The 13,403-nt window shown below is 36.8% G+C and carries 10 protein-coding genes; all 10 read right to left on the bottom strand.

Annotation, left to right across the window (positions count from 1 at the left end; genetic code table 11):
• Nucleotides 1-136: 136 nt before the first annotated feature.
• The 10 genes from zwf to rny all read right to left on the bottom strand — a co-directional run bounded on the left by zwf (nucleotide 137) and on the right by rny (nucleotide 13,344).
• Nucleotides 137-1,624, bottom strand: a complete 1,488-nt coding sequence (gene zwf / locus N0K73_RS07525) for a glucose-6-phosphate dehydrogenase (protein WP_284068667.1) — start codon at nucleotides 1,622-1,624, stop codon at nucleotides 137-139.
• A gap of 168 nt (nucleotides 1,625-1,792) precedes the next feature.
• Nucleotides 1,793-2,152 carry a preprotein translocase subunit YajC gene (gene yajC, locus N0K73_RS07530; protein WP_057974564.1) on the bottom strand — a complete coding sequence of 120 codons (360 nt, stop codon included), beginning with the start codon at nucleotides 2,150-2,152 and terminating at the stop codon, nucleotides 1,793-1,795.
• A gap of 84 nt (nucleotides 2,153-2,236) precedes the next feature.
• Nucleotides 2,237-3,382 carry a tRNA guanosine(34) transglycosylase Tgt gene (gene tgt / locus N0K73_RS07535; protein ID WP_057974563.1) on the bottom strand — a complete coding sequence of 382 codons (1,146 nt, stop codon included), beginning with the start codon at nucleotides 3,380-3,382 and terminating at the stop codon, nucleotides 2,237-2,239.
• 16 nt (nucleotides 3,383-3,398) lie between these two features.
• Nucleotides 3,399-4,439, bottom strand: coding sequence for a tRNA preQ1(34) S-adenosylmethionine ribosyltransferase-isomerase QueA (queA, locus tag N0K73_RS07540; protein ID WP_404825140.1), 1,041 nt, complete (start codon nucleotides 4,437-4,439; stop codon nucleotides 3,399-3,401).
• Between the two features lie 17 nt (nucleotides 4,440-4,456).
• Entirely contained in the window at nucleotides 4,457-5,473 is a 1,017-nt protein-coding gene (gene ruvB, locus N0K73_RS07545; RefSeq protein ID WP_057974561.1) for a Holliday junction branch migration DNA helicase RuvB, read from the bottom strand.
• A gap of 15 nt (nucleotides 5,474-5,488) precedes the next feature.
• Nucleotides 5,489-6,103 (bottom strand): Holliday junction branch migration protein RuvA, encoded by a 615-nt coding sequence (gene ruvA / locus N0K73_RS07550; RefSeq protein ID WP_112251517.1) that lies wholly within the window; start codon nucleotides 6,101-6,103, stop codon nucleotides 5,489-5,491.
• Between the two features lie 136 nt (nucleotides 6,104-6,239).
• A complete protein-coding gene (gene mutL, locus N0K73_RS07555; protein WP_112251514.1) occupies nucleotides 6,240-8,213 on the bottom strand; it encodes a DNA mismatch repair endonuclease MutL in 1,974 nt (657 codons plus the stop codon).
• A gap of 16 nt (nucleotides 8,214-8,229) precedes the next feature.
• A complete protein-coding gene (gene mutS / locus N0K73_RS07560) occupies nucleotides 8,230-10,809 on the bottom strand; it encodes a DNA mismatch repair protein MutS (protein WP_112251512.1) in 2,580 nt (859 codons plus the stop codon).
• Nucleotides 10,810-10,835: 26 nt separating this feature from the next.
• On the bottom strand, nucleotides 10,836-11,636 hold the full coding sequence (locus tag N0K73_RS07565; protein ID WP_112251510.1) for a TIGR00282 family metallophosphoesterase: 801 nt from the start codon (nucleotides 11,634-11,636) through the stop codon (nucleotides 10,836-10,838).
• A gap of 133 nt (nucleotides 11,637-11,769) precedes the next feature.
• Entirely contained in the window at nucleotides 11,770-13,344 is a 1,575-nt protein-coding gene (rny, locus tag N0K73_RS07570; protein WP_112251508.1) for a ribonuclease Y, read from the bottom strand.
• Between the last annotated feature and the right edge of the window lie 59 nt (nucleotides 13,345-13,403).

Here is a 13,403-nt window from a genome sequence, read left to right on the forward strand (position 1 = left end):
CAAACATACGTTCTATTTAAAACCAATCACTCATCATTGTCATCTATCACTTTGACTTCTTACCCGTCCTATCTGCAATAAAGAATCGTTTGCAAAAAAAATAACGCCTCGATTATTATCGAAACGTTACTTTTAATTATTTTTCAGGATTATAAATCCAGTAATTGCCATCATCTGTTAATAACTTAGCTGATGCTTCTGGCCCCATAGAACCGCTCAGGTAGTTAGGGAATATCGTCTTGTCATCATCGTTATTATGCCATGAATTCAAAATGACGTCTGCCACATTCCAAGCTTTAGCAACTTCATTCCAATGCGCAAAGTTAATCGCAATCCCGTTCAAAGCATCCAAAAGTAATTTTTCGTATGCTTCTGGTGTATTAGCTTTTGTCTCAGGAGAATTAACGTAATCCAAATTAGTTTTATTTGTATTAAAACCTTGACCAATTTCTTTAGTGTTAATTGTAAGTCTGAAGCGCTCATCAGGTTCAATCGTGATCGTTAATACATCTTTACCTAAATGTTCATGTTCATCACTCGTTCCAAAAATATTTTTTTCAACATTTTTAAAAACAATATTGATTTCAGTATTTTTTTCAACGAGACGCTTACCGCTTCGAACGTAAACTGGTACACCGGACCAACGCTCGTTATCAATCATTAAGCGTCCAGCAATAAACGTTTCCATCATCGAATCTGGTGCAATTTGTTCTTCATCGCGGTAAGCCTTTTCAGTCCCTGCCTTGTTAGATCCATATTGTCCACGAATAAAGTTTGCATCAACCTCTTCAGGTTTTAAAATGCGAATAGCCTCTAAGGCCTTCAATTTCTCTTTACGAATTTCTGATGCAACAAATTCTTTTGGCATATCCATCGTTAACAATGATACTACCTGCATAATATGATTTTGGAACATATCACGCATAGCACCGCTTGTTTCATAGTAACCACCACGTTCTTCAACGCCTAATGATTCGCTTAATGTTAATTGGATATTATCAATATATTTATTATTCCACAATGTTTGCGTAATTATATTACCAAAGCGAATTGCCGGAATATTTTGAATCATTTCCTTACCCAAGTAATGATCAATTCTAAATATTTGGCTTTCATCAAAAGTATTTGAAATCTCATCATTTAATTTTTTGGCACTTTCAAAATCTCGACCAAATGGTTTTTCGATAATTAAACGATTAAATCCATTTTTAGTAACCAAGTTTTGAGAGCCCAAATGAGTTGCAATTGTCCCAAAGAATTGAGGTGACATTGCTAAGTAAAACATACGATTACCCTCAATTTGATATTTAGCATCAAGGTCGTCAGCCAATTTCTTTAACGTTATGTAGTGCGCAACATCAGTTACATCATGCGATTGATAATAAAAATGTGAGGCAAAATCAGCGATTTTAGTTTTATCTCCACTGACTCCAACTAAGGATTCAGTAACAACATTTCGATAAAAATCGTCTGTCCAAGGACGTCTTGCAGTCCCAATAACGGCAAAATTTTCATTTAAAAATCCTTTTTCAAATAACTTGAAAAGAGAAGGATATAATTTACGTTTTGCCAAATCACCGGTTCCACCAAAGATAATAAATAATGCTTTTTGTTGAGTTTCCATTACTTCACACCACTCTCGTTTTTTGAGGTCTCAGTCCTCTTTATTAGTATCAAAATCAATAATATAAGTTTACATTTTATTAGTAAAATAAACAAGAAACTTGGTCTTAAAACGGACAATAAAAAAAGTATTAACCTTAATTAGATCAAAGTTAATACTTAAAAATATCTATTTTTCGTCTGATGAAGCTTTATCTTCTTCAGTTTTTGTTTCAATCACTTCTTCTTTAACAGCTGGTTCTTCTTTAGCTGCAGGTGTTACTTCAACAGCGGCTGGAAGTACGCGTGCAATTGCTGAGCGTTCGAATGTTAAGAAAATACCGTCACAATCAAGCGTAACTGTTTTTGCTTCTTCATCAAAGCTATCAATAACACCATGTAAACGACCGATAGTAACAACTGCATCCCCAGGTTTTAATTGGTTCATCATATCTTGTTGTTTTTGTTGTTGTTTTTTTTGTGGGCGAATCATCATGAAGTACATCAAAACGAATAACGCCACAATCATTAAAATACTACTATATTGCATTAATTAGCCACCTCTATTTTCTATTTTCTTACTATACAAGGGTATCAAACTTCTTGACTGAACACCATACCTATTCAAATAAATTTAAAAATTCTTAGGATTTTTATCATAGAAGCCGTATTGTTCAAAAAATGCTTCACGAAATTCCAATAAGTTATCATCCATGATTGCTTGACGAACGTCAGCCATTAAATGCGTTAAGAAATATAAATTATGGTAACTCGTTAAACGAATACCAAATGTTTCGTCCGCCTTAATTAAGTGACGTAAGTAAGCACGTGTATAATTTTTACATGTATAACAATCGCAATTTTCATCCAATGGTCTAAAATCGCGTTCGTATTTAGCATTTTTTACGACCACGCGACCCATTGAAGTCATTGTCGTTCCATTCCTGGCAATTCGTGTTGGCAGTACGCAGTCAAACATATCAATTCCACGTAATACCCCATCAATCAAAGCATCCGCTGAACCGACGCCCATCAAATAACGAGGTTTGTCTTCGGGTAATAATGGTGTTGTAAAATCTAAAACGCGGTTCATTTCAGCTTTCGATTCGCCAACAGACAACCCACCAATTGAGTAACCGGGGAAATCCATTGAGACCAAATCGCGTGCGCTACGTTCTCTCAAGTTACGATGACCGCCACCTTGAACAATCCCAAACAATGCTTGTTCTTTAGGGTTCAAATGTGCCTTAAGACCACGTTCAGCCCAACGACTCGTCCGATCAACTGATTTACTAATATAATCATAGCTTTCTGAAAATGGTGGACATTCATCAAAACTCATCATGATATCAGCACCTAATGCGTTCTCAACATGAATGGCTTTTTCTGGCGATAAAAATAAGTTGGCGCCATTCAAATGACTCTTGAATTTAACGCCCTCTTCACTAATATCACGCATCTTAGCTAATGAGAAAACTTGGAAACCACCTGAATCAGTTAAAATACCTTTATCCCAGTTCATAAATTTATGCAGTCCACCGGCTTCTTGAACGATATCTTCACCGGGTCGTAACCATAAATGGTACGTGTTCGATAAAATAATATTAGCACCCAGTTCATCTAACTCTTCAGGTGCCATGGATTTCACTGAAGCTAATGTACCCACGGGCATGAACATTGGCGTTGGAAATGTCCCATGCGGTGTAATAATCTCACCAAGTCTAGCACCAGTTCGTTTATCTTTTTTGATTAAGCGATACTTAATTGCTGGTTCTACCATTTATTAATTCTCCATTCTATTTAATGTACATTGCATCGCCGAAACTAAAGAACCGATACTTAGCATCAACCGCATGCTTATACGCGTTTAATATATTTTCTCTTCCTGTAAATGCCGCAACTAACATCACTAATGTTGATTTTGGTAAATGAAAATTAGTGATAAACCCTTCAACGACTTTGAATTCATAGCCAGGTTTAATGAAAATTTCAGTCCAACCACTGTCAGCCTGAATATCACCGTTAAATTTTGATCCAATTGTTTCAAGCGTTCTAATTGAGGTTGTTCCGGTTGCAATAATCTTGCCGCCCGATTGACGTACCTCATTTAACATTTTAGCCGAGCCAGCTGTTAATCGATAAAACTCGCTATGCATTTTATGATCTTCAATATTTGTCTCACTAACAGGTCTAAATGTTCCTAGCCCAACGTGCAGCGTCAGATAAACCAAATGAACGCCTTTTTCTTCTATTTTTTCTAATAACTGTGTTGTAAAATGTAACCCTGCCGTAGGTGCTGCGGCTGATCCAACCTCTTTTGAATAAACGGTTTGATACATTTCTTGATCTTCAAGCGTTTCTTTAATATAAGGAGGCAATGGCATTTCACCAAGTTCATTCAAAATCTCCATAAAAATCCCATCATAATCAAAGCGAATCATTCGACCACCATGTTCTAATTCCTTTGTAATAGTTGCCGTCAGTCGACCATCACCAAAACTAATCACGGAACCAATCTTCATTTTTTTAGCAGGTTTCACCAAGGTTTCCCAGTTATCGCCATCAGTATTATTTAACAATAACACTTCAATGTGACCACCAGTATCGGGCCTGATTCCATGAATTCTAGCGGGCATTACCCGAGAATCATTCATCACCAATGCGTCCCCTGCATCCAATTGATCAATTACATTGTAAAAATAGTCATCTTGGATATCGCCAGTCTCATGATCCAAAACCAACATCCGTGATGCGTCACGTTCTTCTAATGGCGTTTGCGCAATTAAGGCTTGAGGTAGCTCATAATCAAAGTCTTCAGTACTTAGTTGTTTAGTCAAAATATCGTCATCCTTCTCTATTTGTTCTCGTCAAAATTATAAGGTCGGTTCAGATGCTCGTAAGCCTCCATTGTAGCAACCCGTCCCCTTGGTGTTCGTTTGATAAAGCCAATTTGCATCAAATAAGGTTCAACCATCTCAGCGATGGTTTCTGTCTCTTCACCAATATTTGCTGCCAGAGTACTTAAGCCCACCGGTCCACCTTGATAAAAATCAATCATGGTTTCTAATAATTTCCGATCCGTTTCATCCAACCCGCGATTATCCACAGCTAACAAGTTTAACGCATGATCAGCCGTCATTTGATTAATTTCGCTTTGGTCGGAGACTTCCGCAAAATCACGAACTCTTTTTAATAAGCGATTAGCAATTCTTGGCGTTCCTCGTGATCGACGAGCCAACTCATGCGCACCACTTTCTTCAATTTTTGTATTGAAGATATCAGCAGAACGGATCACAATTTCTTGTAAATCAGACTGATTGTAATACGCCATATGTTCAACGATGCCAAATCGATCTCGCAAAGGTGCCGATAATAAACCAGCTCGAGTTGTCGCACCAATTAAGGTAAATGGTGGTAACGGGAAATGTACGGGGTGGGCGGTTGGTCCTTGTCCGACAACAATGTCGACAAAAAAATCTTCCATAGCCGAGTACAACATTTCTTCCACCATTTTTGGTAAACGATGAATTTCATCGATAAATAAAATATCTCCAGGTTGTAATTCATTTAAAAGCGCAACAAGATCTCCGGATTTTTCAATTGCGGGTCCACTTGTTGTTCTTATTTGAACTTGCATTTCATTAGCAATGACCATTGCAAGTGTTGTTTTACCTAACCCAGGTGGTCCATACAATAAGACATGATCAAGTGCTTCTTCACGTTGCCTTGCGGCTTGAATATAAACACTTAATTCATTTTTTACTTTATCTTGACCAATATATTGTGATAAAAATTGGGGACGCAGCGACTTTTCAATGGATTCTTCCTGATTATCTTCAGGTTCATTTGAAATAATCCGTTGTTCTGTCATCTTATCGACCTCCTTTTATTTTTTCATTAATAATTTTAGACCTTCTCGTAAGTAAGCATCCGTTGAATCAGCCTCAAACGAAGTTAAATTCTTACTGATGGCTTTAATCTCACGTTGAGAATAACCAAGTGCTGATAAAGCTTCAAGGCTTTCTTTCATAAACGGTGATGCTTGTGACGGAATAAAATCAAGCGATTGTTGGCCCGGCATTGTTGCCGCCTGACCTTCAATGTCATCCAACTTACCCTTCAAATCAAGCACAATTTGTTGGGCCGTTTTCTTACCAACACCTGGAAACTTAATCAGGTAACTAACATCTTCTGTATTAATCGCATTTACTAAGCCACGGTGGTCATCATTTGCTAAGATTGCAAGTGCACTCTTAGGACCAATTCCAGATACATTTAATAACTTTTCAAATAATTTTTTTTCATCTAAATCATAAAAACCAAATAACGTCATATCATTTTCACGAATCGCCTGATAAACAAAAACTTTAACGGGTTTTTCGGTATCTTCTTGATACCTAAATGGGTTAGCAACAAAAATTTGATACCCTATTCCATTTACTTCCAAAACAAGATAAAAAGGCGTTACAGCAGTTATCTGTCCAATAAAATACTCATACATATTATTTTCCCACTTTTCTTAATCTACATCATTCTACTTTTAATAGTGTACCATAGACCACTTATTTATACAGGTGCTCCTTACCTTACAAAAAAATCAATCATCGCCAAGTATTCAGCAATAATTGACTCTAAATTTAACCTTCATGACCCGTTTGATGCGACTCTTGAATTCGTTTAAAAAAATGTTCCATATCTTGATTTGAAAAATGAACCAGTACTGGACGTCCGTGTGGACAATTAAATGGGTTTTCCACACTCTTTAGATCAGCTATCAGCGCTTTAGATTGTCGATCATCAAGATGATGGTTTGCTTTAATTGCTCGCTTACAACTCATCATAATCGCTGATTTTTCTCTAAACTCTGCAATCGATATTTTACCATCCGCTAACAAGTAGTCAATCATTTCTCTGATTGTACTCTCCTCTTGGCCTTCTTTAAACCACGTTGGATGTTGTCGAATAATAAAACTATTCTGACCAAACGGTTCAAGAACGAGTCCAACTTCTGACAATATCTCGGTATGCTCGGTAATAATCATAGCTTCACTTGCCGTGTACTCCAGAACGATAGGAACTAATAAATTTTGTGAATCACTAGAAACTTCACCAATTTGCTTTCGATAAAACTCATAATTAATCCGTTCTTGCGCAGCATGCTGATCTAAAATATACAGCCCATCCTCAGACTCCGTAAATAAATACGTCCCATGCATTTGTCCAATATATTTTAAATCCGGAAATCTTTGTTCACTTTTCTTGGTCGTCAACTCTTCTTCATCGCTGATTTCTTTTTCATCGACTAGATTAACTCGCTGATCAATTGAAAATGGTTCTAAATTATCCTCGTTAGCATACCGATTTTCAAAATCACTAACACGCTTTGATTCCAATTGTTCGGCGACTTGAATTGAGATTGGCTCAATTGCTTCTGATAACTCATTTAGTTTCTCGCTACTGCTGACATCAACCGATGTGCTAGCTACCGATTTCTTTTTCCCCAGCACAAAACTAGGTTTAGATTGATATTTACTTGAGGCTTCATTTAAATCAAACTGTAATTGATCAGTATCTATCTTTTCGCGTTTTTTTGAACTCAAATTTTCTAATGCTTCCGGAATTAAATTTTCTTTAGCAATTCGTTCGTAGATTACTTTTTTAATTAATTCAGTTAACTCGGGTTCCTTGCTTAACCGCACTTCTTGCTTCGTTGGATGAACATTAACATCAACTAACAAAGGGTCCAATTGGATATTTAAAACCGTAACCGGATACCGTCCAACCATTAATTTTGATCCATACCCCTTAATAATAGCCTTATTCAAACTAGTGTTTTTAACATAACGGCCATTAATTAAGATAGAGATAAATTGTCTTCCGGCGCGTGTCAATTCTGGTAAAGATGTATAACCGCTGATTTTAAAATCTAAATCGTGACCACTAAATTCCAGCATTTGACGCGCACTCTTTACGCCATAAATGGCAGAGATAGTCTGTTGTAATTGACCATTACCAGTTGTTCTCAGCACTTCCTTGTCTCCATGTGTCAATGAGAAAGAAATAGTTGTGTGACTCATTGCCAGTCGGTTCATCATGTCACTAATAACTGACATTTCAGTTTGCAATGACTTAACATACTTTAATCTGGCAGGTGTATTAAAAAATAAGTCAGAAACGGTTATTTCCGTTCCTTTACGACTAGCGGATGATTTTTCATCAACTATCTTGCCACCATTAACTGCAATAAAAGCCCCGGATTGTCCAGCAACTGCTGTATTCATAGTTACTTTAGCAACTGATGCGATACTGGGTAACGCCTCACCACGAAAACCTAAGGTACTGATTTTAAATAAATCTTCTCTTGTCGTAATTTTACTTGTGGCGTGCCGTTTAAACGCATTTTCAACTTGCGATGATTCAATACCGTCCCCATTATCAATAATTTTAATTGATTTAAGTCCAGCTTCTTCAACGACAACGTCAATTTGTGTAGCATGTGCGTCAATTGCATTTTCAACTAGTTCTTTCACAACGGATGCAGGTCTTTCAACCACTTCACCAGCAGCAATTTGATCCGCTAAAATTGTGGGTAACTCGATTATTTTCGTCATTTAATCACCTTCAGTCTTATTTGTTCAATTTCTCTTGCCAATCGTATAAGACGTTCATAATATCTCTTGGCGTCATATTCATCAAGTTAAGTGCTTTAAGTTCATCCATAACTGCTGACTGGTCTTTCGATAACTCTTCAGACGTAAATAAAGATAACTGTATTTCTTCTTCATTAATGGTTTGTTGAGAATTCGATGTTGTATTTGAATGTTCATTTTTTTGCTCTAAATCATCCAAAATTAACGTTGCTCGACTTAATAATTCTGTGGGCATCCCTGCTAATTTAGCAACATGAATCCCATATGATTTATCTGCAGCGCCATCTTGAATTTTGTGTAAGAAGACTAATTCACCATTTTCCTCGATAGCTCCTACATGGACATTTTTTAAAGAATTAACCGTTTCTTCAAGTACCGTTAATTCATGGTAATGAGTTGAAAAAAGTGTTTTGGCGTGAACATGTTTATCCACGTACTCAATGATAGCTTGTGCAAGTGCCATACCATCATACGTTGCCGTTCCCCGGCCCAATTCATCGAACAAGATTAAACTGTTCTCAGTCGCATTTTTGAGTGCTTGATTTGCCTCTTTCATCTCCACCATGAATGTACTCTGCCCCGAAATAAGATCATCGGCCGCGCCAATCCGAGTAAATATTTGATCAAAAATAGGCATTTTGGCTGCTTCTGCCGGTACAAAACACCCAATTTGAGCCATCACAACTGTCAATGCTAATTGACGCATATACGTACTTTTACCGGACATATTTGGTCCCGTAATTAATAATATATCTAGCGTTTCTGGCATATTAACATCATTTGGAATATAACTTTGTTTGCCCATAACTTTTTCGACTACTGGGTGCCAACCAGCTGTAATTGCCAATTGATGCCCTTCTTTTAATAGAAGTGGTTTCACAAAATGTGAATCTTCACTGACAACCGCAAAACTTTGTAAAACATCTAGTGTCGCAATCCCTTGCGCCAACAATTGTAGGCGTTCAATCGATTTTTTAACAGTTTCTCTAATTTCAACGAATAATTTATATTCTAAATCAATTGCCTTACTTTCGGCTCCTAAAATGATGCTTTCCCGTTCTTTTAACTCGGGCGTAATATAACGCTCAGCATTAGTTAGCGTCTGTTTACGTTCATATCGATCTTTTGGCACATTTATAATATTAGATTTGGTTACCTCAATAAAGTAACCGAAAACACGGTTAAATCCAATTTTAAGGTTTTTTATTCCCGTCAATTCTCGTTCTTTTGCTTCCATCTCTGCCAACCATTGTTTACCATTTTTCATGGCATCTTGGTAGACGTCAAGCTGATCATTGTATCCCTGCTTAATTAAATGTCCATCGGTCACTGATAATGGTGGCTCTTCAACAATTGCGCGTTCAATCAAATTAGCGACGTCATCAACCGGGTCTAACTTATTAATAACATCGGAAAAAGTCCCATCGTTAATTTCTTCCAATACGTATTTAATTTTGGGTACTTGCCTAAGTGATAGCTTAAGCTGGACTAAATCTCGTCCATTCACACTCCCAAAAGCAACACGTCCGGCCAGCCTCTCTAAATCATAAACCTTAACTAATTCTTCTTGTAACGTGCTGCGTTCAAAATAATGATTAATCAGTAAATCAACCTTGTTTTGGCGGTCTAAAATCTCGGCATAGTTAATAAGCGGTCTGTCAATCCATTGTTTAAGTAAACGACCACCCATTGCCGTTTTTGTATCATCAAGTAACCAGAGTAAGGTCCCCTGTTTTTTACCCGTTCGAATATTTTGCATTAATTCTAGATTGTATTTTGAATAATGATCCATTTTCAAGAAAAAATCAGGTTCATAATGAACTGCTTTTTGTAAATGGTCTAAACTGCGCTTTTGTGTGACTGAAAGGTACGTTAATAAATCCTTGACAACGGTCACTTCTAACGAATCCGTTAAGTCTTGAATAGCGTAGCTTGATTCAGCATGACTTTCACCAAGTTCTTGTATTGAGAGCATAATATTTAACTTTTTCAACGTTTCAATTGTTGTATCGGATAAGCTACTGTTAATCACAATTTCTTTCGTTCTTAAACTCATTAATTCGTTAATTAAATTATCCAAATTATCCAAACGACTCGTTTTGAGTTCACCTGTTGATAAATCAACGTAAGCAAATCCAAATACCCCACCATCTTCAATTATGGCCGTTAAATAATTATTCTCCTTGGATTCATTTATACCATTATCCATTGTCGTTCCCGGAGTGACCAATTGAACGACTTCTCGTTTAACCATGCCCTGAGCCAACTTAGGATCTTCGACTTGTTCACAAATTGCGACTTTATACCCTTTTTCAACTAAAATATCAATATAGTTTTGAGCAGCATGATGAGGAACACCACACATTGGAATTGGATCATCCGCTTTTTTATTGCGTGTCGTTAGCGTTAATTCTAATAGTTGAGAGCCTTTAATGGCATCGTCGTAAAATAATTCATAAAAATCTCCCAAACGGTAAAACAAAAAAGCATCAGGATACTGTGCTTTAATGTCGAAATATTGAATCATCATTGGTGTCTGTTTCGTTTTTTGCGGCATAGTCGAGATGCCCTCCTATTTTTAATTTAGTCCATGAAAGGATGATCATCGTTGATCAAAACGGGGAATATTTTCTTAGCATGTCCCGTTTTGTCATCTATATCAATGACACAAGCCGATAATGTTTGACGTCCTGTTTCATCAACTTCAAATCGTGTAGGCATTTGCGATAAGAATCGACCAATTACATTTTCACGTTTCATACCTAAAATACCATCATAAGGACCCGTCATACCAACATCTGACATAAATGCAGTTCCTTTGGGCAAGATACGCGCATCATTTGTCGGTACATGCGTATGAGTTCCTACAACGGCTGATACTTGTCCATCTAAAAACCATGCAATGGCTTCTTTCTCGCTCGTTGTTTCAGCATGGAAATCAATAAAAATGAAATCTGTTTCTTTTTTAACTTCTTCTAAAATATCTTGAACAACTGCAAAAGGATCATCTGAAGGCGTCATAAAAACACGGCCTTGTAAGTCAATCACGGCTAGTTTCTGTTGATTAATATTAATGATCGTATGACCAATTCCAGGCACTTGATTTGCTGAAAAATTAGCTGGTCGAATTAATTTCTTTGCGCCACCAATAAAATCCTGAATCTCACGGTTGTCCCAAGTATGATTACCCATTGTAACAACATCGGCACCCGTCTGAAGGAATGCCTTATAAACTGATTCATTAATTCCTCGGCCTTTTGTTGCATTTTCACCATTCACAATGGTTGCCTGTGGATGAAATTTTCTTTTTAATTTTGGCAAGTACTCCTTAATCATTTGTTGACCTGAATCACCAACAACATCTCCGACAAATAATAAACGCATGGTCGTCCTCTTTTCTTATATATATTAACCAGTTTAACATTCTTTCTTTTTATATAGAAATCCAATTAAAAAAGTCATTAGACAAAAAATGATGATTTAAGAAGTTAATCTCAAATCACCACCGTTTTTTTATTTATTTTGCGTACTCAATTGCTCTTGTTTCTCGAACTACGGTCACTTTAATGTGGCCTGGATATTCGAGTTCATCTTCAATTCTATTTTTGATATCTCGAGCTAAAACAGTTGCTTGAATATCATTAACTTCATTTGGCGTGACAATAACACGTACTTCACGACCAGCTTGAATTGCATAACTTTTCTGAACACCCTTAAATTCATGGGTAATATCTTCAAGTTTTTCAAGCCTATGAATATAATTTTCTAATGATTCACTTCGTGCACCAGGTCTTGCTGCTGAGACAGCATCAGCTGCCGCAACCAGAATAGCAATCGTATACTTAGCTTCAACATCGCCATGATGTGAGGCTATGGTGTTGATAACAACATCATTTTCTTTATACTTCTTAGCTAATTCAAGTCCGATTTCCACATGTGAACCATCAACTTCATGATCAACTGCTTTCCCAATATCATGTAACAATCCTGCGCGTTTCGCTAATGTAACATCTTCACCCAATTCAGCGGCTAACACACCTGCTATCTTGGCAACTTCAATAGAATGGCTTAACACATTTTGACCATAACTTGTTCGGTAATTCAAGCGACCAATTGTTTTAATTAGGTCTGGGTGAATCGTATGAAGTCCGAGATCAAAGGTTGTTTGTTCACCTAATTCACGAATCTTCTCATCCATTTCTTTACGTGATTTTTCAACCATTTCTTCGATTCGTGCTGGATGAATACGACCATCTTGAATTAATTTCTCAAGCGTCATCTTGGCAATTTCACGACGAACTGGATCAAATCCACTTAAAACGACTGCTTCAGGCGTATCATCAATAATCAAATCGATCCCTGTTAAGGTTTCTAATGTTCGAATATTACGTCCTTCACGACCAATAATACGGCCTTTCATTTCGTCATTTGGCAAGGTTACTAATGAAACAGTTGTTTCAGAAACCATGTCTGCTGCACTTCTTTGGATAGCTTGAGCAACTAAGTCTTTAGCATTACGATCAGCTTCTGATTTGGCTTGCTTATCACTTTCTTTAATCATTACAGCTCGTTCATGACTCAATGATTCTTTTGTATCGTCCATAATAATGGTTTGTGCTTGTGTTTGTGTTAGAGAAGCAACTCTTTCAAGTTCTTCTTGTTGTGCCTGGATAAGTGAAGTTGCTTCTTGTTGTTTGACGTCAATAAGTTTTTGGTCAGACGTTACTTTTTTCTCTTTGTTCTCAAGCGTTTGTTCGCGTTTATCTAGTGCGCCATCTTTACGATCTAAAGTTTCTTCACGTTGAATTACTCGATTTTCTTGCTTTTGAATTTCTGAACGTCGTTCCTTTAACTCATTGTCTATTTTATCACGATAACTTTGACTTTCTTCTTTGGCCTCTAAAACGGCTTCTTTTTTCTGAGTCTCAGCATCTTTCATTGCACTTTGTAAAATACCTTCGGCCGTATGTGTTGCACCATCGAGTGTTTTTTCAAAATTTGACTTTCTATATGCAATTCCAATAAAAATTCCAGCAACTAAAGCAATAATAGCGATGATAGCGAGGATTAATACGGTTGTTATAGTTCCCATAAAAGTCCACCTCCGCACCATCAAACAATGATTAATTAAATTAATCATAAATTTTTAGA

The sequence above is a fragment of the Dellaglioa algida genome (assembly GCF_030127605.1).
Classification (GTDB): Bacteria; Bacillota; Bacilli; order Lactobacillales; family Lactobacillaceae; genus Dellaglioa; species Dellaglioa algida.